General features: G+C 64.5%; 16 protein-coding genes. 5 read left to right on the top strand and 11 right to left on the bottom strand.

All coding sequences use genetic code 11. From position 1 onward, the window contains the following. Nucleotides 1-52: 52 nt before the first annotated feature. From AC0MRV_RS16455 to AC0MRV_RS16445, 3 genes are read right to left on the bottom strand one after another with little or no spacing between them, the layout of a single operon-like run. Complete coding sequence (locus tag AC0MRV_RS16455; protein WP_472765591.1) at nucleotides 53-1054, bottom strand: AAA family ATPase; 1002 nt, start codon at nucleotides 1052-1054, stop codon at nucleotides 53-55. A 45-nt stretch (nucleotides 1055-1099) separates the two neighbouring features. Continuing rightward, nucleotides 1100-1960 carry a DUF4159 domain-containing protein gene (locus tag AC0MRV_RS16450; protein WP_472765590.1) on the bottom strand — a complete coding sequence of 287 codons (861 nt, stop codon included), beginning with the start codon at nucleotides 1958-1960 and terminating at the stop codon, nucleotides 1100-1102. Beyond that, nucleotides 1957-4572: a peptidase MA family metallohydrolase gene (locus AC0MRV_RS16445; protein WP_472765589.1), complete on the bottom strand. Its 2616-nt coding sequence runs from the start codon at nucleotides 4570-4572 to the stop codon at nucleotides 1957-1959. Before AC0MRV_RS16445 ends, AC0MRV_RS16450 begins: the two co-directional genes overlap by 4 nt. Before the next feature lie 176 nt (nucleotides 4573-4748). Here AC0MRV_RS16445 and AC0MRV_RS16440 point away from each other — a divergent pair, with 176 nt between their 5' ends. Then, on the top strand, nucleotides 4749-7244 hold the full coding sequence (locus AC0MRV_RS16440) for a hypothetical protein (protein ID WP_472765588.1): 2496 nt from the start codon (nucleotides 4749-4751) through the stop codon (nucleotides 7242-7244). Between the two features lie 61 nt (nucleotides 7245-7305). On the opposite strand, the gene AC0MRV_RS16435 is transcribed toward AC0MRV_RS16440, so the two are convergent. From AC0MRV_RS16435 to panD, 5 genes are all read right to left on the bottom strand, one after another. Next, nucleotides 7306-8256, bottom strand: coding sequence for a class II fructose-bisphosphate aldolase (locus AC0MRV_RS16435; protein WP_472765587.1), 951 nt, complete (start codon nucleotides 8254-8256; stop codon nucleotides 7306-7308). A 178-nt stretch (nucleotides 8257-8434) separates the two neighbouring features. Continuing rightward, the gene (locus tag AC0MRV_RS16430; RefSeq protein ID WP_472765586.1) at nucleotides 8435-9430 is read right to left on the bottom strand and encodes a hypothetical protein; all 996 of its coding nucleotides are present in this window, start codon (nucleotides 9428-9430) and stop codon (nucleotides 8435-8437) included. Between the two features lie 345 nt (nucleotides 9431-9775). Further along, a complete protein-coding gene (locus tag AC0MRV_RS16425) occupies nucleotides 9776-12580 on the bottom strand; it encodes a DNA topoisomerase III (protein WP_472765585.1) in 2805 nt (934 codons plus the stop codon). Nucleotides 12581-12700: 120 nt separating this feature from the next. Further along, entirely contained in the window at nucleotides 12701-13789 is a 1089-nt protein-coding gene (locus AC0MRV_RS16420; protein ID WP_472765584.1) for a pyridoxal-phosphate-dependent aminotransferase family protein, read from the bottom strand. Between the two features lie 47 nt (nucleotides 13790-13836). After that, nucleotides 13837-14202, bottom strand: coding sequence for an aspartate 1-decarboxylase (panD, locus tag AC0MRV_RS16415; protein WP_472765583.1), 366 nt, complete (start codon nucleotides 14200-14202; stop codon nucleotides 13837-13839). Nucleotides 14203-14283: 81 nt separating this feature from the next. Between panD and lpxK the strand changes: the two genes are divergently transcribed. Then, complete coding sequence (lpxK, locus tag AC0MRV_RS16410; protein ID WP_472765582.1) at nucleotides 14284-15480, top strand: tetraacyldisaccharide 4'-kinase; 1197 nt, start codon at nucleotides 14284-14286, stop codon at nucleotides 15478-15480. Between the two features lie 34 nt (nucleotides 15481-15514). Here the strand turns inward: lpxK and AC0MRV_RS16405 are convergent, their stop codons facing one another. Further along, nucleotides 15515-15982 carry a type II secretion system protein gene (locus AC0MRV_RS16405; protein ID WP_472765581.1) on the bottom strand — a complete coding sequence of 156 codons (468 nt, stop codon included), beginning with the start codon at nucleotides 15980-15982 and terminating at the stop codon, nucleotides 15515-15517. A gap of 137 nt (nucleotides 15983-16119) precedes the next feature. Between AC0MRV_RS16405 and AC0MRV_RS16400 the strand changes: the two genes are divergently transcribed. The 3 genes from AC0MRV_RS16400 (at nucleotide 16120) to AC0MRV_RS16390 (ending at nucleotide 19221) form a co-directional block, all read left to right on the top strand. Beyond that, on the top strand, nucleotides 16120-17250 hold the full coding sequence (locus tag AC0MRV_RS16400; RefSeq protein ID WP_472765580.1) for an aminopeptidase: 1131 nt from the start codon (nucleotides 16120-16122) through the stop codon (nucleotides 17248-17250). A 71-nt stretch (nucleotides 17251-17321) separates the two neighbouring features. Beyond that, nucleotides 17322-18308 carry an adenosine deaminase family protein gene (locus AC0MRV_RS16395; protein ID WP_472765579.1) on the top strand — a complete coding sequence of 329 codons (987 nt, stop codon included), beginning with the start codon at nucleotides 17322-17324 and terminating at the stop codon, nucleotides 18306-18308. Continuing rightward, nucleotides 18301-19221 (top strand): RluA family pseudouridine synthase, encoded by a 921-nt coding sequence (locus tag AC0MRV_RS16390; RefSeq protein ID WP_472765578.1) that lies wholly within the window; start codon nucleotides 18301-18303, stop codon nucleotides 19219-19221. The genes AC0MRV_RS16395 and AC0MRV_RS16390 overlap by 8 nt, the downstream gene beginning before the upstream one ends. On the opposite strand, the gene AC0MRV_RS16385 is transcribed toward AC0MRV_RS16390, so the two are convergent. Beyond that, a complete protein-coding gene (locus tag AC0MRV_RS16385; RefSeq protein ID WP_472765577.1) occupies nucleotides 19218-20162 on the bottom strand; it encodes a Ppx/GppA phosphatase family protein in 945 nt (314 codons plus the stop codon). The two genes, AC0MRV_RS16390 and AC0MRV_RS16385, sit on opposite strands and share 4 nt — an antisense overlap. Then, a complete protein-coding gene (gene rsmI / locus AC0MRV_RS16380; RefSeq protein WP_472765576.1) occupies nucleotides 20159-20872 on the bottom strand; it encodes a 16S rRNA (cytidine(1402)-2'-O)-methyltransferase in 714 nt (237 codons plus the stop codon). The genes AC0MRV_RS16385 and rsmI overlap by 4 nt, the downstream gene beginning before the upstream one ends. Nucleotides 20873-20938 lie beyond the last annotated feature (66 nt).

The following is a 20938-nucleotide window of genomic DNA, read 5'->3' as shown; positions in this document are numbered from 1 at the left end:
TTCGGCCAACGGGGAGAAAGAGAAAGATAAAGAGGAAAGAGAAAGACGGGGCTTAGGGGCTCGGAACGTGGGCGAGGAGTTTTTGGATGACGTCCTCCACGGTGACGCCGTCGGCTTCGGCGCGGTAGTTGAGCAGGATGCGGTGGCGGAAAACGGGGGCGGCGAGGGCGCGGATGTCCTCGGCGCTGGCGTGGGTGCGGCCGAGCCAGAGCGCGCGGGCCTTGGCGCCGATGACGAGGGCCTGGGCGGCGCGGGTGCCGGCGCCCCAGTTGAGCCAGTTGTTCACGAAGTCGGGTGCGCCGTCGCGGTGGGGACGGGTGGTGGCGGCGAGACGCACGGCATAGACGACGTTGTCGCTGGCGATGGGGATGTCGCGGGCGAGGGATTGAAAGGCGATCGCTTCCTCGGCGCTGAAGATGGGCTCGATCGGCGCGGGTTTGGCCGAGGTGGTGCGACTGACGACTTCGATTTCCTGTTCCTCCGGCAGGTAGTCGATGAGCACGTTGAAGAGGAAGCGGTCGAGTTGGGCTTCGGGCAGGGGATAGGTGCCTTCCATCTCCACCGGATTTTGGGTGGCGAGGACGAAGAAGGGTTCAGCGAGTTGGTGGCGCACGCCGGCGGCGGTGACCTGGTGTTCCTGCATGGCCTCCAGCAGGGCCGCTTGAGTCTTGGGCGGGGTGCGATTGATTTCGTCGGCGAGGAGCAGGTTGGCAAAGACCGGGCCGGGCACGAAGGTGAGTTGGCGGCCGCTGTCCGTTTCGGTGAGGATCTCGGTGCCGGTGATGTCGGCCGGCATGAGGTCGGGGGTGAACTGGATGCGCTGAAACTTCAGGTGGAAGGCCTGCGCGACGGATTTCACCAGCAGCGTTTTGGCCAGCCCGGGCGCGCCGGTGAGCAGGCAGTGGCCGCCGGCGAGCATGGCGACGAGGAGTTGTTCGATCACGTCCTCCTGGCCGACGATGGTCTTGGCGAGTTCGGCGCGAACGCGGTCACGGCCCGCCTGCAGGGCGGCAAAGGCGGATTCGTCGGAGAGGGGAATATCGGGAGGGGGCATGTGAGATGTTCGATGTAAGATGTCTGATGTTTGGAAAGCTGAGCCTCAGTGCGTCATCGCGTAGTAGATGATGTTGATCGCCATCGGGTAGGCCATCTTCTCGGCGAAGCGGCGGAAGTAGGTGGGATCCTCGCCCTCGCGTTCCCAGCCGTCACCAAGATCGGTGTTGTGACACATGATGGCCATCATGCGGCCGCGGTCATCGAAATAGGCCCAATAGTGGGAGGGGCCGGAGCCGCGTTCGTCGGAGGCGCCGGTGGCGAGGAAAAAATCGATGCCGGGCATCTGCGGCTTTTCGTCGAGGTCGAAGACGATGTGAAAGATGGGGTGATCGATTTCGAGTTCGACGGGCTCGCGGTCAGGAAAGACGCGGCTCATTTCCGTGCGCACGTTATACCAATCGCTGTCGCCCCAAAAATCGTCCATCATGAGGAAGCCGCCGTTCAGCAAGTATTCGCGCATGGCGGTGACCTCCTCGTCTCGGAAGACGAGGTCGCCGGGCTCAACCATGTAAACGAAGGGATAGTTGCGCAGCTGGTCCGGCACGATGTCGATGTAGGTCACCTCCGGATTGACCTTCAGCGCGGTCATCTGCTGGAGACGATACATGAGGTTAAGGTCGGCCTCGGGGGCATCGGTGGCCCAACGACCACGGCCGCCCCAGCCGCCGCCCCAACCGCCGCCGAAGCCGCGGCCGCCAAAACTTTGGTAACGGAGGCGAGCGAAGGAGAAAACGTCGTGCTGGAAGGCGGGATCGACGGACCATTCCGGCACATCGCGGCTTTCCCGGCGGGGCTCGCGGTCGCGGCGTTGGGCGAGGGCGGACGCGGAAAGGATGAGAGTGGCGATGAGGGTGAAGAGGACCACTCGCTTTCGCTCGCGGCTACATGGGGAGCGGGCGGTCATGGTGTGGCGGGGGCGGGCAATTGGGTGAGGAGGCGGTAGGCGTCGCGGAAGCGCGGGGCATCCTCGAGGGCGAGCAGGACTTGGCGGCGGGCGGCGGGGAGGTCGGCGTTGCGGTGATAAAGTTCCGCCAGACCGTAATGAAGCGCGGCGCGATCGGGCGGGTCGAGCCGCAGCAAGGTGTGGGCGGCGGTGATGGCGGTGGCATCGTCGCCGAGTTCGCGCTCGGCTTCGTAGCGTGCGCGCCAAGGGGTGGTGGCAAGGGGATTGACCGCGATCCAGGCGTCGCTCCAGCGTGCCATGGCGGCCCAGTCCTGCTTGTCGCTGGCGAGCGAGAGCAGGCGCGTGATGGCCGAGAGCGATTCGGCTTGCTGGGCCACGATGGTTTCGAGGGTGGCGCGTTCGGCGGCGGTGTCACCAAGTTCCCGATACGCGCGGGCCAGCAGGGTGTGGACATTGAAGGGCTCGGGCAGGTAGACGCCGGCCGCGGCCACGGGCGCGAGTTCGTCGCGGATCTTTTCCCAGTCGCCGGCCTCGACGGCGGAGCGCAGGGACTGGATCAGTTGCGGGACGTTGTCGTCGCCGAAGGGCAGCGCGAGCGACGGACGCTGGCCGATGAGTCCGGCGAGAATGCCGCCGTTCTCCTGATCGGTCGGATCCTGGGGCAGGCTCAGGTCGAAGTCGGGCGCGAGGGACTCGGCCTTGGCGATGGCATATTCGAAGAAGGCCGGCTCGAGTCGGTCCATCGGTTCAAACCAGGCGGCGATGGCTTCGTTGATCGGTTGGCCGTGGGCGAGATCGGCGAGCATGCCCCGCAGGGGTTCGAAGCCGTATTGGGTCACCAGAAAATCAACCACCAGGTAGGACTGGTAGTAGGCGAAAAGCGTATCATCGCCGGAGCGGGCCTCCACGAACGCGGAGCTCATGTCGCTGATGGGCTTCATGTGTTCGTTGACGATGCGGTTGTGGTAATCGACCGACATGCGCTGACCCCAGCCGGGATTGCGGCGAAGCTCCTCGTAAACAGAGATGCCTTCGCTGAGCCAGCGCGGCATGCGGTTGCGGGAGAGGGTCAGGGTGATGACGTGCGTGAACTCGTGCCACAGCACCGCCTCCCAGTTGGCGCGGGAGGAGGCAGGACTGTTGACCGTGAAAACCGGGCCGAAGCAGACGCCGAGGTAACCGCCACCGACTCCGGGCATGCCGAAGGTGCGCACGTTGAAGTCGGCGGGGTCGGGATAGATTTCGACGGTGGTCACCTGTTCGAGTTCGATGCCGTAGCGGGCGGTGAGGTCGCGGCGGGCCTCCTCGAGCAAGGCGAGCGCCCGGTCGCCGTAGATCGCGGCTTCCTCGGGAGCCATGCGCACGCGAAAATGGGGGCTCTCCACCGTCGTGAACGACGCCACGCGGTCGTGCAGCGAGGTCAGGTTGTAGGCCTCGATGTTATAGCCGTCGTTTTCATGCACGAGTTCGGCGATCGCCCAACCTTCGTCTTCGCGGCCGAGGCGCAACAGGTCCTGGGCCAGTGCGAGGCGGGCGGGCTGGTAGGTCGGGTCGAGGACAAGGGCGCGGCGTTGGGCCGCGGCGCCTTCGGCGAAGCGGTATTTGCGCGAGAGTTTGGCGCCGATGAGGTGATCGACCCGGGGGTTGGTCGCCCAGGTGGAGAGGGCGAGCTCGCGTTGGATTTCCGCAAGACCGGTCTCGTCCTTGATGAAGGAAATGGCGGCGCGCAGGGCGAGGGCGTCGGGGTGGCGCGGGTTGATCTCGAGGACCTGGTCGATCTGGACGTTGGCGGCGTCGTAGTCCTCGGCATCGATGTGGTGGCCGGCGAGAAGCAGGTGCGTGGAAATGTGGCGGGGATTTGATCCGAGCGCGCGGTAGGCGAGGGCAATGAACTCCTGGGTGTTCGAAGGCTGGAAGGCCTCGGCGAGGCCGGACAGCAGGTCGGCGTCGTCGGGGTAATGCTCCAATCCGGCGCGAAAGGTGCGGGATGCGAGGGCGGGGTCCTGCTTGTCGAGCGCGAGGCGGCCGGCGACGAGGAAGGCCTCGCGGGCCGGGGCGGTTTTTTCCTGAGCGGGCTTGAGGAAACGATCGAGGACGAACTTGGGTTCGATGCTCGCTTGGATCGCGCCGGCGCCGACCGCGGCGAGGAAACTGGAGTCGTTCATGGCCTGCGGTCCGCGATACGAGGCGGCGACGTTGATGGCGCGCACGAGGTCGCCCTGGTCCAGAGGCGCGTCGCTGACAATCGAAGGCACGTAGGGTTGCACCTCACGTTGGAGCAGGATGAGCCAAAGGCTGTCCGGCGCGGCGACGCGGGCGCGGTCGAGGGTTTCGTTGGCCTCGACGTAGCGGCCGAGGGTGAAGAGTGACGCGGCTTCGATGCGCCACCAGTCCTCGTTGGCTTCGTCGAGCACGCGACCCTGGGCCGCCTGATCGACGGCGGACTCGTAGCCGCCGGAGAGATACAGGTCCCATGTTGCGGCGAGGTCCGGCGCCGATTGTGCCTGGCCACGAATCGAGCTGAACAGCAGCAACAGCGCTCCGGCGGCAAAGGCATGGCACCACGCGGGATAGGCGTTGAAAGGGGAGTGTCGGCCTGCGGATCTCAACAACACGGGGGAATAGACGGATGAAAGGTCCGTTTCGCGACCGCAAAGCTCGGTTTTTGTTCAGCAAAGAAGCGGGGAAGCGCTGAATTCGCGGTGGTTGCATGCGCTGAGGCGACGGGAACGGTGAGGTTTTCGCGCTTTGCCTCGTTTGGCGCGTGCCTACACCGTCGCCGTTTTCGATGTCTGGAAATCAAGTTCGCTTTCGCAAATCGTGGTTGGGGGGAGCGCTCGCGTCGGTGCTGGTGCTAGGGGCGGCATTGGCGCCGTGGTTGAAAAATCGGGCCTACCTGCGTGACTTCGAGGACTACGGCCTGGTGATCGCGGCGGCGGCACGCATGGAGGCGGGGCAGCGGCCCTATGTGGATTTCGGCACGGCGATTCAGTCGGTGTCGCTGTGGGTGAATGCGCAGGCGGAACGGATGTTTGGCGGGACCTTTCAGGCGATGACGGCGGGCAACGGCGTCTTCATTGCGGCGCTGTTGCTGGGAGTGGTCGGGATGCTGGGGGCCTCCGGCCGTCTGGCCTGGCGGCATGTGTTGGCGCTGGGCGCGGCGATCGTGATCGGAGCGGCGACGCAGCACACCATTGTTTGGTATAACGCGATCGGCGTCGGGACGCTGGCGATGGTGGCGTGGTCCGGGGCGTTGGCGCCGGTGCTGGATCGGAAACACTGGGGTTGGAACCTCGTGCTGCTGCTCGGACTGATCATCGGCGGGGCGAACAAGTTGAACTTTCATGCGATCGCTCTGGCGGTGGCGGCGGCCTGGGCGTTGCGCGCGGGTTGCCTGCAACGGGCGGGCTGGGGGCGGGTGTCGGTCACGCTGTGCGGGTGGTTGGTGGCCGGAACCGTGGGCTCGATCGGTTTGGAACTGGCATGGAGCGGGGCTTCGTTGGGCCAGTGGTGGCACGCGGTGGTGGAAGTCCCGGCCGGCGCTCGGGGTGGGTATCTGTCCAATTTGCTCGATTGGCGGATCTATCTAGAGCCTCCGCTTGATTATTACGGGTCGGTCTGGATTCCGTTCACCGGTTTGTGGGTCGTGGTCTGGTCCGGGCTGGTGGCAGTCGCCGGCTGGCGGGGACGCGGAGTGACGGATCGGATCTTTCTGGTCGGGGCTGCGGTCGTGGGGGCGTTGGCGGCGCTGGGTTTGTTGGTCACAAACCATGAGATTGTTTACCTGACTCTGGCGGCGTCGGCGGTCTTGGTCACCGCGCTGTGGTTGGGCTTCGAGCTGCCTCGCCAAGGAGCGTGCAGCACCGCTTTGGTCGGTGCGCCGGCGATGGTGATTGCGGTTGCGGCCTGGCACTCGGCGTGGATCGGACAGCGGTCGCAGTTTGGTCATATGCCGGGACCGCGTTCGGAGTATGTGGATGTGGTGGGCCGGGCGCCGGCATTTCACTACCTGCAAGGGACCCTGGTTCCGCCGCCGTATGCGGACGCCTTTGTGGACCTCGCCGGGATCGTGGAGCGGGAGCGTGCGCGAGGCGTCTCGACCAAACAATTTTACGCGCGCGGCGTCGCTTGGCTGGAGCGGGTCTGGCCGATGAGCGAGGCGGGCGGCTTGCCGCTGTGGATGGAGCCGGCGGTTTACGGTGAAGGCGAACGGGCCCGACTGGCGGAGGATTTGGCCTTTCCCTCGCGCTTTGGCCGGGCGCTGGCGATGACGGCCTGGGACGATTGGCCGGCACCTTTGGACGAGGTGCTGGCGGAGTCCGCCGTGCGGTTCGAACTCGGGCCGCTGCGCATCTACCAACTCAACCAAGTGACTTTGGACGGAGGCTTGCCGCCGGAAGGCGATGAGATTGATGGGCTCAATCGCTACGGCGGCAACGTGCGACCCGGGGCATGGACCACGCAGGGACCCAACTGGGTGGTCTTGGCCGACGAGGACGGGCGGGATTTTCCCGGCGTCTTTTCCGGCACGGGAACGATGGTGCTCGAAAATCCGATCATGCAGTTTCGGGCCGAGGCGGTGTTGAAGCGCTTGAAGGGGGGCGCAACGGAGTCGGTGCGGGCGCGGTTTTCGGCTATCGACTCAGCTCACGATGACCAGGTGTTGTGGACGACCGAGGTGGAATTGGCTCCGGGCGAAACCCGCCAATCGGTGCCATTTGCGCTGAACCACGCCCGCATGCGACTGCGCTTGGAGGTGGCCGTGGACGAGGCGTCGAGCCATCGGGTGCAGGCGGGTTGGCGATCCTGGAACGTGCCTCACGCGGCGCGCGCCGGGACTGACTCGCCGCCCCGCCTGCGGGCTGGTGCGCCGGATGACATCGCCGCCGCTCCCGCCTGGACGGCGGGGTTGATGCCGGGGGTTGATCCGCGGCAGGAGTCCGTGGTGCTTCGCGGAGCCCGGCTGGTGGGCGACAATCTGGTTGTCGCCCCCGGTGGCGAAGTGTGGATCAAGATTAGTCCGACGGTGAATGCCGTGGCGGGGGCCGTTGAGGCGATGCACGTGGCGGGTCGGACCATGCTGCCTACGGTGCGGGTGGTTTACAGTAAGGGGGCGCGTTTGGAGATGCAGCTCCAGAACGGCGTTGATGAAGCCAGCGGGCGTTTGGCGGTGCGGGCGTGGGCGGCCGAAACGGGAGGCTGGATTGGATTCCTTTTCGACGGTCCGGCCGATCGGGATGATGCGGTGCTGCGGCTGGATCGGGTCGAGCCGCGGTCGCCGTAAAACAAAAAGCGCGCCCCGAGCGGGACGCGCTTTTGATGTAGAAAACGGGTCGGTTGAAAGATCAGGCCGACAAGGACGCGCGGAGGTCGTCGAGCTGGCCGGCGGAGCCGAGGAGCTCGTTGCGGCTGGCGATGAACTTCGCGTATTCGTCGATGAAGATCTTCCCCGGCGGGCGGAAGTCGAACTTCTCGGGATTGTCGCGGAAGAACTCGCGGTGGACGCGGGTCCAGACGAGGCGGCCGTCGGTGTCGATGTTGATCTTGGTCACGCCCTTCTTGGCGGCCGGGAGATACTCGTTCACATCGACGCCCATGGAGTCCTGGATGGTGCCGCCGGCGGCATTGATGCGGGCGACTTCGTCCTGCGGGACGGAGGAGGAACCGTGCATGACGAGCGGGAAGCCGGGGAGGCGCTCCTTGATCTTGTCGAGCACATCGAAGTGGAGGGACTGGCGGCCTTTGAACTTGAAGGCGCCATGGGAGGTGCCGATGGCGCAGGCGAGGGAGTCGCAGCCGGTCTGCTTCACGAACTCTTCGGCTTCAGCCGGATCGGTGAGGCAGGCGTTGCCTTCTTCGACGACGATGTCCTCTTCGACACCACCGAGCATACCGAGCTCGGCCTCGACGGAGATGCCCTTGGCGTGGGCGCGGTCGACGACGCGCTTGGTGATGGCGACGTTTTCTTCGAAGGGATCGTGCGAGGCGTCGATCATGACCGAGCTGAAGAAGCCGGAATCGATGCAGTCGTAGCAGGTTTCCTCGTCACCATGGTCGAGGTGCACCGCGAAGATGGCCTCCGGGAAGATCTCGGAGGAGGCGCGGATGATGGCCTCAAGCATGCGCTTGTCGGTGTAGGCGCGTGCGCCCTTCGAGAGCTGGATGATGAAGGGAGCCTTGGAGTCGATGGCGCCCTTGAACAGACCCATCGCCTGTTCGGCGTTGTTGATGTTGTAAGCCCCGACGGCGTATTTGCCGTAAGCGTGCTTAAAGAGCTGAGCGGTGGTTACGATCATGGTTTAGGAGGGAAAGTGTTAGTGGAACAAGCTGACCGAACGGCCACGTTACCGAGCGGGCGAAACGACCGGCAAGGTGTTTTTAACCCGAGCGAGGCGGATTGGCGCCGCACGGCTTGGCGCGGGCTGTGCGCTTGTTGCAGGAATCGGGCCGCGCGCGCGGGTGAGCGGCCCGGTGTTATCCGCCGGTGGGCGGGGCGAGTGGCTGGGCGGGAACCGATTGGCGGCTGGCGTTGCTGTTACGGAACTCGTTACGCATGGCATCGCGCACGGTCGCCGCGGCCTGTTGTTCGGCTTGGATCTGGCGCAGGGCCTCGACCTGGTCGGGCGCGAGCACGCCGGCGGCGCGAGCGAGGGATTCATCCGTGACCGTGGCGGCACGGTCATTGCCGCCAGGCCCAAAAGCGAAACGTCCGCCCGAATCGGATGACCCGGCAGCGGAATCGGCCAGAATCGCGACGAGAGCTTCGGCTTGGGCGGCGTTCAGCGGCGTGGCGCTGTAGGAAAGGCGGTCAGCCAGGGATGAAACGAGACGACGCTCGGTGTCGGTTTGTTCGAAATACTCGAGCGTGGCGAAGGCTTGGTCTCCGATCGTCGAGCGTATCTCGCTATCGATCTCCTGTTGGGTGGCGTTGATCAGTTCACGGATCTCGTCGCGGTTTTCGCGACCGAGGCCTTCGGCGCGGGCGGCGGAGAACACATCGCGCGGCACGTTTTGCTTCTCTGCCAGCAGATCCTTCAGCTGCAAGAGTTGCGCGGGCGGCAAGTTGAGCTGGGCAAAGAGTTCCGCGTAGCGGTCGTCGAGGCGGGAACGCTGTTGCGTGCGCATAGCCTCGGCAAACTCCGGATTCTGCATGAGCTTTTCCATGATCGCGCCGGGATCCGGGCGATTGCCCCGGCGGTCGCGGCGGGAGTCCGGTGCAACTTCCGTCAGGTCTTCGTCGCCCTCGTCGAGATTGGCTCCCTCCCGCGAAGCGGTGTCGAACTCTGCCGGTGCGGAAGGCGCGGCTGCGGTCTGCGCAGCGCGTTGCACGGTCCGATTGATCAGGGCCTCGCGTCGGCCAAGCTCGGCGGCCAAGGCTTCAGCCCGCCGATATTGCTGCAGGGCAAGGCCGGCGGCGGTGACGGTGGCGAGGCCGAGGATGGCGAGAGCGGCGATGCGCGGTTGGGGCATGGGAGCAAAGACGTGGGAAAGCCGCCGGAGTTTCAAGTCGGCGGCGGGAAAAGCAGGGCCGGGGCTGTCGATCAGGCGGACCGGCCTCACCGAGGCCGGCTACAGCGTGGAGCAGGACTTACGGAAATGGTGCCTTCGACCGCCCGCAGGCGGGCACCCCGTCTCAGGCATCCCTGCGGGACTCGCATCGCACTGCGATGCTCACCGTGTTTCCGCCTCACCGCGGAGGAAACTGTTTAGGTGGCGCCCTGTGGGCACCCGCTACCTCAATCCCTGCGGGACACGACTTGCGTCGCGCCATCTCCGCGCAGTCGCGCTCCGTCAAAGTTGCTTCGAGCTCCCGTGCTATCGCGGCGGGAACTCGAAGTCCGCCTTGGCTTTGGTCTTGGAGAGGACGAGGTGGGCGTTGAATTTGCTGCCGCGCTTGGAAACGAAACCTTCGAGAACCGGGGTTTTGCCGTCTTTGAGCAGTTGCTCGATCTCGGGTTGGGTGATCTCGCGGTCGCAGAGTTTTTTCTTCACCTCGAACACCACGCGCGGCTCGTTTTCGGCTCCGCTGGGTTTGGTGACGACCCAGGCATCCTTGGTGGACTGGAGTTGGGCTTCCTCGCCGTGTGCCGCGCTCGGGCCGATGAGGGTGGCCTTGGTCGGGTCGAACTTCTTCTTTTCGCGAGTCTTCGCGCCGGGTTTGGCTTCGCGGGGCGGGAATTCCCACCGCACGCGGTTGCCGGCTTTGAGCAGGAAGGCGTCGAAGGGGCGGCCGCGTTTGGAGATGAAGCCCTTGATGAGGTCGGATTTGCCGGTCTCGACCATCTTGATGGCCTGGTCGCGGGAGACCTCTTTTTGGCACATGATGCGGCCGACGCGGAAGACGCGCTTGTAGTCGTCGCCATCCTTTTCGCGGAGCACGTAGTTGGTGGCGTCCTCACAAAGTTCCTGGCCGGTCTTGGGATCGGTCCAGAAGGGCTCGAGCGCGCCGACGTCCTCCTCCTTCTGGCCGAAGTCGAGCTCGACCTTTTTGGCGGCGCTTTCCTCGTCCTTGGCGACGAGTTTGAGCTTGGCGGGGAAGTGCTTGCCGGTGCGCGCGGAAACGAAACCGTCGATCGGGCCGACTTCGCCGGCGGTGACGAGTTCGCGCACCTCGGCCTCTTCCAGACGGCGGCCACTAGTGACTTTGTAAACGAGGATGTTGCTGTCCTGGGACCGGTAGGTGCGCAGGGTTTCCAGCATCGGTTTGCCGTCGGAGGGCGAGATGATGTCGGTCTCGCGGACGTCGCCGTCCTCCTCTTCGTTGAAGGTCTTGGTGCGCTCAACGATGCCCTTGGTCGTGTCGACGACCTCGGTCATGAACTTGTCGCGGTCGTAGCGGCCGAACTCCATCTGGCGGAGCTTGTATTCCCACTCACCGGTGAGGTCGGGTTTGGTGAGGATGTCGGCTTTGACGGCGGAGACGAACTCGAGGAGTTGTTCGGCCTTGGCGGTGGGGACGAGGTCGCGCTGCTCGCGCTCAAGATACTTTTGGCGGATGAGGCCGTCGATGGTGTCGGCGCGGGTGGCGGGGGTGCCGAGACCGCGTTCCTTCATGGCTTCGGCGAGTTCCTCGGAGTCGACGAGCTTGCCGGCCGTTTCCATGGCGGAGAGCAAGGTGGCTTCCGTGTAGCGGGCCGGCGGTTTGGTCTGCTCGGCGTGAAGGATCGCTTCGAGGGTGGTGGCGTCCTCGCCAGCGGCGACGGCCGGGAGGGTCTTGTCCTTGGAGGCGCCGGGGTTGGCGACCGCGGAGTCGGCGGCATCGCGACCGTAGACGGCGAGCCAGCCGGCTTCGGTGAGAACCTTGCCGTCGGTTTTGAACTGGTGCTGGCCGGCGACGGTGGAAATACGGGTGGTGACGTCGAACTTGGCGTGCGGGAAGAAGGCGGCGACGAAGCGACGCGCGATCATGTCGTAGACCTTGGCCTCGAGGTCATCGAGTTTCCGCGGCTCGGCGGTGGTCGGAATGATCGCAAAGTGATCGGAGATGCCGGCGTTGTTGAAGATACGCTTGTTGGGGCGCACCCAGCCGTTGTTCAGGACGGTGGAGGCGTGTTCGCCGAGGTTGCCGTCGAGTTTGCGCAGCGTCTCCTGGCAGGTGGGGATGTAATCTTCCGGCAGGGCCCGCGAATCAGTGCGCGGGTAGGTGATCATCTTGTGCTTCTCGTAGAGTGCCTGGGCGATCTGGAGGGTGCGGCGGGCGGAGATGCCGAAGCGGTTGTTGGCCTCGCGCTGCAAGGTGGTGAGGTCGTAGAGACGGGGCGCGATTTGCGAGGAGGCTTTCTTCTCCTCGGTGACGATGGCGGGGGGCTGACCGGCGCAGGCGGCGACGACGGCCTGGGCGGCGGCTTCGTCCCAGAGGCGGTCGATTTTGTCGTGCTGGTCGTCGGACTTTTTGTAGTCGGGACGCTGATACACGCCCTCGTAGTCGCCGGCGCCGACCTTGAAGTTGGCGGTGACACGCCAGAAGTCGCGGGGTTTAAAATTCCGGATCTCAAGCTCGCGGTTGACGATGATGGCGAGGGTCGGGGTCTGGACGCGGCCGACCGACGCGACGTTGCCGGCGCGGGAGCCGAACATGCGCTTGGTGAGCGCACGGGTGCCGTTGATGCCGACGAGCCAGTCGGACTCGGAGCGGCAGCGGGCGGCGTCGGCCAGTCCGCCCATCTGGTCGCCGTCGCGCAGATTTTCGAAGGCGCCGCGAATGCCCTCCGGGGTCATGGTCTGCATCCAGGCGCGCTTCACCGGCAGCTTCGCTTTGGCGAGCTGGTAGATATAGGTGAAGATGAGCTCACCCTCGCGCCCGGCGTCACAGGCGTTGATGACCTGGTCGATGTCCTTCCGCTTGAGCTGCTTTTTGAGAATTTTGAGGCGATCTTCGGAGGCCTTGATCGGTTTGAGGCCGAAGTTTTCCGGGATGATCGGGAGAGTCTCGAGGCGCCAGTAGCCGTATTTCTTCTTGTCGATGTCCTCGGGCATCTCGAGTTCGACGAGGTGGCCGACGGCGGCCGCGATCACGTAGTTGTCGTTCTCGTAGACGTCGCCGTTCTTGGGCACTTTGCCGAGGGCACGGGCCAAATCCTGGGCTACACTGGGTTTCTCTGCGACGACGAGGGACTTCATATAACGGGGAGGGCGAGCGGTAACGGGGCTCGCCGGGGAATTACAAGGCTTTGTTTTCGGCGACAAAAAACGGGCGGACCAAAGTCCGCCCGTAATTGAGGTGCAAGTGGATTGCTGAAATTAGGCCTCGAGCACCGGGGTCTTGGCCATGGCGGCGACGACGGCGTCCAGCATGGCGGCGATGGTTTCGTCGGTCTCGTCGCCCATGTTCGAGATGCGGAAGGTCTTGCCCTTGAGCTTGCCGTAACCGCCGTCGATGACGAGCGCGTGCTCGGTCTTGAGCGTCTTGTTGAGTGCGGGCAGGTCGAGGTTGCGGGTGTTGGCGAAGCAGTTGAGGGAGAGCGAGCCGAACTCCGGCGCCGGGAACAACTCGAAGCCTTGGGCGCTGATGGTCTCGCGGACCTTGGCGTTGAGGCGGGCGTGGCGGGCAAAACGGTTGTCCATGCCCTCGGTCATGATGTCCTCAAGCTTGGATTTGAGCGCGTAGATGTGCGGGATGTTCGGCGTGCTGGGCGTCATACCCTTCTCGTGGTTGGCGTGGAATTCCAGCAGGTCGAAGTAGTAACCGCGGTTGGCGACGGTGGCGGCGCGTTCGCGGGCGCGGTCGGAGACCGCGCAGAGGGCCAGGCCCGGGGGCAGAGCGAGGGCCTTCTGCGAACCGGTGATCATGATGTCGATGCCGAGCTCATCCTTGGCGATCGGCACCGCGCTGAAGGAGCTGACGGTATCGACGATGGAAATGACCTCGGGGAACTCGCGCACGACGGCCATGATGGCGGCGAGGTCGCTCATGGTGCCGGTGGAGGTCTCGTTGTGGATGAGGGTGATGGCGTCGTAGCCGCCGGTCGCGAGTTCGGCGCGGACGGCCGCGGGATCGACCGGTTGCCCCCAGTCGAACTTCAGGGCGGTGGCATTGAGGCCGTTGCGCTTGGCGACGTCGTTCCACTTGTCGGAGAAGGCGCCATTCATGCAGTTGAGCACCTTCTTGGTGCACACGTTGTTGAGCGCACCTTCCATGATGCCCCAGGCGGAGCTGGTGGAGAGGTAGACCGGGTCGGTCGTCATGAACAGCTTCTGGAGGTCCGGTTGGATGGACTGGTAGAGCTTCACGAAGTCCGGGCTGCGGTGGCCGATGGGGGCCGACATGAGGGCGCGCAGGGTCTTTTCAGACACAGCGATGGGACCGGGGATGAACAGTTTGTAGCTCATGGAAAGGGAAGGCGGAGTGAAGGGGGAGTGAGTGAAAAGGGCGCGGATCAGGCCGCCGGGCGTTTGATGATCTTGGCGTTGGCTTCGCCAAGCACGAGCACCTTGGGCTGCCAGGTGGCGGCTTCGGCTTCGTCGAAGTGGGCGAAGGCCATGATGGTGATGAGGTCGCCGCGTTTGCCGAGATGGGCGGTGGCGCCGTTGAGCGAAATCGCCTTGGAGCCGGCCGGAGCGGCGATGGCGTAGGTCTCGAAGCGTTCGCCGTTGGCCATGTTGCCGACCAGGATCTTTTGGTGCTCCCGCAGACCGACCAAGTCCATGAACTCACGATCGATCGCGAGGCTGCCTTCGTAGTGCAGCGAAAGGTCGGTGACCTCGGCGCGGTGGATTTTGGAGTGAAGTAGATTGAGTTGCATGCGGCGGAGGCGGTCGCGATAGAGAACGGCGAGCAAAGCCGCTCGTCTCGTCCGCCGTCAATTGCCTATTCCCGCTCCCGCATGTCCAGTCCGTGGCTCAAACAGAAGCTGATCTCATTTGAGCAATTTGCCATCGATGTGGTTTACGGACGGCGGGACGATATGCCCGCGCTGGTGTTTGCGGGTTTCTTGCAGGCGCTTTCCTACCTTTTCCAGGGGGTGGTGAAACTGCGCTGGTGGTTGTATCGCAACCGGGTGCTGCACGATCAGCCGCTGGGCTGTCTGGTGGTGGTGGTGGGCAATCTGACGGTCGGTGGCACGGGCAAGACGCCGGTGGTGGAAAAGTTCGCCCGGGCGTTGCGTGATCGCGGTCGTCGGGTGGCGATCCTCAGCCGCGGCTACAAAAGCAAGGCGCCGCCGATGTGGAAAAAGTGGTGGTATTGGCTCAGCCACACCGCCGAACCGCCGCCGCGCGTGGTGAGCGACGGGAACGAGGTGTTGCTGGACAGTGAGCAGGCCGGTGACGAGCCCTACATGCTGGCGCGCAACCTGCCGGGCGTGCATGTGATCGTGGACAAGAACCGGGTCAAAGCCGGCGAATATGCGATCAAGCGCTTCGGCTGCGATACGCTCATTCTCGACGACGGTTTCCAATACCTGCCGTTGAAGGGCCGGCTTAACCTGCTGCTGGTCGACAAAACCAACCCCTTTGGTAACGGCTTCCTGTTGCCGCGCGGTATCCTGCGCGAGCCCATCACCCACCTGAAACGGGCGAGCTATGTTTTTCTGACCAAGAGCAACGGGCAACGTGACACCGAGTTGGAGGAACTTATCCAACGCCATAATCCCGGCGTCGATCTGATCGAGTGCACGCACCGTCCGCAGTATCTGCAAAAGCTGGGTGAACCGCCGGAGGCGGAGGCCACGCGGCTACCCTTGGAGGCCTTGCAGGGCAAAAATGTTGGCGCCTTCAGCGGTATCGCGACGCCGGAGAGTTTTGAAAAATTCCTGCGCGACTTGGGTGCCGACATCGCGTTCACCCGCCGCTTCCTGGATCACTACCGCTTCGTGTCGTCGGACTTCGTGGAAATCTTCAGCGCCGGCATCGATCACAAGGTGGACATGATTGTCACCACCGAAAAAGACGCGGTGCGCATCGCCAACGACCTGCCGTGCCCGGTGCCGATCTATTACCTGCGATTGGAAATCGATATCCTGCACGGTGCCGACGACTTTGATGAGGCGGTCGAGCGGTTGTGCTTCGCCCAAAGCAAATGAGCGGCGCGACGGCGCCGCAGTGAGGTGCCGGGAGTTACTTTTCCAGGACCCACACCGGCGTGCCACCATCCTTGAAGAAGGCGCCGGTGGTGAGATCACCGTCGTCGATCAGGGTGTCGATCCGCAACAGGCGCACGTCCTCGAACACACAGTCCGTCAGGGCGATCGCGGCGTTGAAATTGGGGGTGCCTTGCTCCCAGTCCCAGTGGGTGCCGCCCGAGCCTTGGAGGGTCCACGCCGAGGATTTGAGGTAGCTGGCCATGCCGGTCGGAATCACGCTGGCGGACGTGTCGCTGGGCCATGTGCCGTTCTCCAGCGAGTATTGCTCAAAGGCCGCGGAGAAGATGCGGAGGTCGTTCATCAAGGTCGTTTCTTCCGACTTCTGCGTGACGCGCTTGAAGGCGGGAATCGCCAGCGCCGCCAACAGGCCGATGATGACCACCGCGATCATGATTTCCACTAAGGTGAATGCGCGGGCGCGGGGGTGGGGTATGGACCTCATTTGAAGTTGCGGACCGTGGGTGAAGAACGTGACGGAGTCAATCGCGGCGAGACCGCCCAGGGCCCGCGTTGACTCCGTGAACATCGGAGCGCTTTCGCCCTTGCGGGCTCCGAAGGGCAGGGCGTTAGTTTCCGATCATGTTAACTGATCCTCGTTTTGACGACCTGGCCGCTGGCCTCACTGGTTTCTCGACCCGCCTGAAGCGCGGTGAGCGTGTGCTCATCGACGCCTTTGATGTGCCCGAGGCCATGGTGATTGCCCTCATTCGCGCCGCCCGCAAACGCGGCGCCGTGCCTTATGTCCAGATCCACCGCGCCCGCATCACCCGTGAGCTCATGCTCAAGGCGCAGGTCGAAGACTATGAGCCGCACGCCGAGGTCGAGCTGAAGCGCATGCAAAGCATGGACGCCTACATCGCCCTGCGCGGCTCGGAGAACATTTTTGAAAACTCCGACGTGCCGGCCGCTCGCGTGCAGGCCGTGGCCCGCGCGATGAAGCCCGTGCTCGACCACCGCGTGAACAAGACGAAGTGGGTCGTGCTGCGCTGGCCCAGCTCGGCCATGGCTCAGCAAGCCGGCATGAGCACCTCGGCCTTCGAAGACTTCTATTTCCGTGTCTGCACGCTCGACTATGCCCGCATGATTCCGGGCATGCGGGCCCTCAACAAATTGATGACCAACACCGACCAGGTGCACATCAAGGGCCCGGGCACCGACCTGCGTTTCTCGATCAAGGGCATCGGCGCCTCCTCCTGCGGCGGCGACCGCAATATCCCGGATGGCGAGGTGTTTTCCTGCCCGGTGAAAGACAGCGTGGAGGGCGTCATTCAATACAACGCTCCGACGGTTTATCTCGGTTCGTCCTTCGACGGCATCCGCCTCGAGTTCAATCAGGGCAAGGTCATCAAGGCCACCGCCAGCACGCCAAAGGCGACCAAGCGCCTCAATGAGATCCTCGATAGCGACGCCGGCGCTCGCTACATCGGCGAGTTCGCGATCGGGTTCAACCCGCACATTCTCGAGCCGATGCGCGACATCCTCTTCGACGAGAAGATCGCGGGTTCCTTCCACTTCACGCCCGGCCAGGCCTACGAGCATTGCGGCAACGGCAACCGTTCCCAGGTGCACTGGGACATGGTCTGCATTCAACGCCCCGAATACGGCGGCGGCGAAATGTGGTTCGACGGCAAACTCATCCGCAAGGATGGCCTCTTCGTGCCCAAGGCGCTGCACAAGCTGAACCCGGACTACCTGCTGGGTAAGTCGTAAATTGCCCACTGCGCACACGGAATACACAGAAGGGTTTCTGTCATCCGTGTGTTCCGTGTGGTCCGTGGGCCATGTCTACAACTTCACTTTCCGATTTCGTCGCGGCGCTGCCGAAGACCGAAACCCACCTCCATTTGGAAGGCTCGTTGCCGCTGGAATTGCTGCAGCGGGTCCGCCCGGAGTTTGCCCAACCGCCGGCGTCCTGGGCGAAGGACTTCAAGTTTCGCGACTTTGCCCACTTCGAGGAGGAACTGCTCGGCATGGCCTTCGCGTGGTTTACCTCGCCGGAGCACTACCATGAGGCGGCCAAACTGATCTTCGCGCGCCACCTTGCGCAGAACGTGCGCTACGTGGAGACCAGCTTTGCGTCAGGGATCATGGAATTTGGCGGTCTCAATGGTCGCGAGGTGCTGGATGCCATTCGCGCGGCGGTGCCCGCCGGATTGGAGGTGCGAATCTTTCTCGGCATCCATCACAACGGGGCCGGGCCGAACATGCTGCCGGTGCTCGAAGAGGCGCTGACTTGGCCGGACCTCGCGGGCATTGATCTGCACGGCGTCGAGCCGTTGCCGATCGAGCCCTGGACGGCGCCGTATTGGGCGCAGGCGCGGGCCGCCGGCAAATACACCAAAGCGCATGCCGGTGAGTTCATGGGCGCCGACTTCGTGCGGACGATTCTCGATACGCTGCAACCACAGCGCATCGAGCACGGCGTGCGCGCCGCCGAGGATCCGGCAGTCATGGCGGAGCTGATACAACGCGGAGTCGGCCTCGATGTCTGCCCGATCAGCAATCACAAGCTCATGCCGGGCGTGACCCTCGCCACCCATCCGATTCGCGAACTCTTTGACGCGGGCGTGAAGGTCACGGTGAGCGCCGATGATCCGATCTCCTTCGGCAATTGCGTGAACGACGAATACCTCGCGCTGGCCGAGCATCGCGGCTTCACCCGGGCCGAACTGGTGCAGCTCGCCCGCAATGGTTTTGAACTCGCGCTGGTCGACGACGCACAGCGCGCCGCCTGGCTCGCCGAACTCGAGGCGGTTGATCATGGCTAAGTCCTTTACGGTTCCAGAAACCATCCGTCGGGAGCGCGTCGACAAGGCCCTGGCTGTCGCCTTTCCAGAGCAGAGTCGCGCCGCCTGGCAGCGAGCCATCGATGCCGGTCTCGTCTCGCGCGACGGCGTCGTGCTGGTGCGCAAGGATGAGGTGACGGCGGGGGATGTGATCGACTACACGATGCCGGAGGTGAAGCCGGCCGAACTCACGCCGACCGACATTCCCTTGGACGTGTTGTTCGAGGACGAGCACCTGCTGGTGATCAACAAACCGGCGGGCATGGTGGTGCATCCTGGGTCGGGAACCGGTGACGACACGCTGGTGCACGCGCTGCTCGCGCATTGCGCGGGCAGTCTCAGCGGCATCGGCGGCGTGGAGCGACCAGGCATCGTGCATCGGCTCGATCGCGACACGACCGGCGCGATCGTGGTCGCAAAGTCCGACGCCGCTCATCGCGGTCTGGCGGAGCAATTTGCCGAGCGGCACCTGCACAAGGAATACGTCGCGCTCGCGAGCGGCGTGCCGCGTCTGTTGTCGGGATCGATCGATCGCAGCATTTCGCGTCATCCGACCCATCGCCACCGCATGACAACCGGTGAAGGCGGCAAGCCGGCGCGCACCGATTGGACGGTCGAAACGAGTTTTCCGAAGTTCAATGTGACCTTGTTTCGCTGTCACATCCACACCGGGCGCACGCATCAGATCCGCGTGCACCTGAAGTCGATCGGGCATCCGCTGTTGGGCGACCGCACCTACGGTTGGCGGCCGGATGACCGACTGCCGATCGCGCCGGAGCGCGTGATGCTGCACGCCGACTATTTGAAGTTCCTGCACCCGGTCACGGCGCAGCCGATTGAAATCAAGGCACCGCTGCCAGCGGACTTCCGCCAGTTGGTCGCGAGCCTCGGCTAGGTCTGATTGAGCATCTCGCTGGCGATGCCCCAGCGGAGGTTGAAGAAGGAGTGCTGGAAGGCTTCGAAGCCGCCGAACTCCGCCAGCGCCAGCACTGTGGCAAGGGCGGTTGGCATGACATCGGCGCGGCGGGCGGGCAGTCCGGGCACTTGCTGGCGTTCAGTCAGTGTCATGCCGCCGAGCTTTTTCAGCAACGCGGCGAGCAGCTCGACCGTGACTCGGGATTGCGTTTGCGCGAGGGTCAGGTTGCGGGCTTCGGCGACGATCGCACGGGTGCTGGTGACCGTGCCGCCACAGAAGACCGCGGGCGTGCCCACTGGTGAAAAGTTGAGGTCGGCGTTCGTGAGGGCTGTCTTCACGTAGGCCCGGATTGTCGCGTCAGTTTCGGCCGTCAGCGGCGCGGCGGCGTCGGCTACCAGCCGCTCGGTCAAACGCACACAGCCGAGGGGCAGGCTGATCGCGCGCACGGGTTCGCGATCGACGAAGCTCAGGCACTCCAAGCTGCCGCCGCCAAGATCGAAGACATGAAAGTCGCGCCAGTCGGCGAGTGCCGGATCACATAACAGGCCGCGGCCGATGAAGCGGGCTTCCTCGTCGCCGCTGAGAATGCGCAGGGACAGTCCCGTTTCCGCCCGGACGCGGGCGGCGAAGTCGTCGCCATTGGCGGCATCGCGGACCGCGCTGGTGGCCACGACGGTGATTTCCCGTGGATGGTGCGCGCGGCACATGGCGGCGAGTTCGGCGACGGCGGCGGTGCCGGCGGTGATGCCCGCTGCGCCCAAGCGGGGCTGAGCAGCGCTGAGGCCGGTGCCGATGCGGGTGTCGAGGGTGCGTTGTTCGACGGCGACGATCCGGCCGTCATCCAACTGCGTCGCCACAAGGGCCTTGATGGAGTTTGACCCGATGTCGATGACGGCGGTGGTGGGCGTCGCGAGCTTCATAGGGTGAAGGAGGCGGGGGCGATCAGGACGACGAACTCGCCCTTGCGGCTGGCTTTCAGGATTTGGTCGCGCACCTCGGCGGCGCCGCCGACCCAGAAGGTTTCGTGCAGCTTGGTGAGTTCCTTGGCGATGCAGACGACGCGATCGGGGCCGAGCGTATCGGCGATCTCATGCGCGAACTTATCGATGCGGTGGCAGCTCTCGTAGAGCGCGAGCGTGTAATCGAAGTCCTGATACTTGGTGAGGAAGGTGATACGCGCGGCGGACTTCGGCGGCAAAAAGCCGGCGAACAGAAAACCGTTGGTCGGCAGCCCGGCGGCGCACAGCGCGGTGGTGATGGCGCAGGCGCCGGGCACCGGCACGACCGGCAGGCCGCGGCGGCGGCAGGCGCGCACGAGACGAAAGCCCGGATCGCTGAGCGCCGGCGTCCCGGCGTCGCTCACGACGGCGACCGATTTGCCGGCGGCGAGTTGGTCGGCGAGGCGTTCGGCGGCCTCGGTTTCGTTGTGATCGTGGTAGGCAACCAGTTCGCGGCGCAGGCCGAGGCGGGTGAGCATGGCGCCGGTGGTGCGAGTGTCTTCGCAGGCGACGAGGTCGACGGCCCCGAGGAGGGCGCGGGCACGGTCGGTGAGGTCGGCGAGGTTGCCGATGGGCGTCGCGACCACGTAGAGGTGGCCAGGGAGGGGAGTGAGCGACGCGTTCTCAGACATGGGCACAAAAAATCCGGCGCCGGGTGGCGCCGGATGGCGAGTGAAAAGTGGGCCAATGGCGGGGGA

The organism is Actomonas spartinae (assembly GCF_051209155.1).
In the GTDB taxonomy this organism is placed as follows: Bacteria; Verrucomicrobiota; Verrucomicrobiia; order Opitutales; family Opitutaceae; genus Actomonas.
The sequence above is the reverse complement of the archived record's forward strand: the minus strand, read 5'-3'. Positions and strand labels throughout refer to the sequence as shown.

Excerpts from the sequence above, each read along its gene's own strand:
- AC0MRV_RS16385 (WP_472765577.1), bottom strand. The coding sequence starts at position 20,162 with ATGAAGCTCGCGACGCCCACCACCGCCGTCATCGACATCGGGTCAAAC.
- AC0MRV_RS16400 (WP_472765580.1), top strand. The coding sequence starts at position 16,120 with ATGTTAACTGATCCTCGTTTTGACGACCTGGCCGCTGGCCTCACTGGT.
- AC0MRV_RS16395 (WP_472765579.1), top strand. The coding sequence starts at position 17,322 with ATGTCTACAACTTCACTTTCCGATTTCGTCGCGGCGCTGCCGAAGACC.
- rsmI (WP_472765576.1), bottom strand. The coding sequence starts at position 20,872 with ATGTCTGAGAACGCGTCGCTCACTCCCCTCCCTGGCCACCTCTACGTG.
- AC0MRV_RS16450 (WP_472765590.1), bottom strand. The coding sequence starts at position 1,960 with ATGACCGCCCGCTCCCCATGTAGCCGCGAGCGAAAGCGAGTGGTCCTC.
- AC0MRV_RS16420 (WP_472765584.1), bottom strand. The coding sequence starts at position 13,789 with ATGAGCTACAAACTGTTCATCCCCGGTCCCATCGCTGTGTCTGAAAAG.
- panD (WP_472765583.1), bottom strand. The coding sequence starts at position 14,202 with ATGCAACTCAATCTACTTCACTCCAAAATCCACCGCGCCGAGGTCACC.
- AC0MRV_RS16435 (WP_472765587.1), bottom strand. The coding sequence starts at position 8,256 with ATGATCGTAACCACCGCTCAGCTCTTTAAGCACGCTTACGGCAAATAC.
- AC0MRV_RS16430 (WP_472765586.1), bottom strand. The coding sequence starts at position 9,430 with ATGCCCCAACCGCGCATCGCCGCTCTCGCCATCCTCGGCCTCGCCACC.
- AC0MRV_RS16390 (WP_472765578.1), top strand. The coding sequence starts at position 18,301 with ATGGCTAAGTCCTTTACGGTTCCAGAAACCATCCGTCGGGAGCGCGTC.
- AC0MRV_RS16440 (WP_472765588.1), top strand. The coding sequence starts at position 4,749 with ATGTCTGGAAATCAAGTTCGCTTTCGCAAATCGTGGTTGGGGGGAGCG.
- AC0MRV_RS16425 (WP_472765585.1), bottom strand. The coding sequence starts at position 12,580 with ATGAAGTCCCTCGTCGTCGCAGAGAAACCCAGTGTAGCCCAGGATTTG.
- AC0MRV_RS16455 (WP_472765591.1), bottom strand. The coding sequence starts at position 1,054 with ATGCCCCCTCCCGATATTCCCCTCTCCGACGAATCCGCCTTTGCCGCC.
- lpxK (WP_472765582.1), top strand. The coding sequence starts at position 14,284 with ATGTCCAGTCCGTGGCTCAAACAGAAGCTGATCTCATTTGAGCAATTT.
- AC0MRV_RS16405 (WP_472765581.1), bottom strand. The coding sequence starts at position 15,982 with ATGAGGTCCATACCCCACCCCCGCGCCCGCGCATTCACCTTAGTGGAA.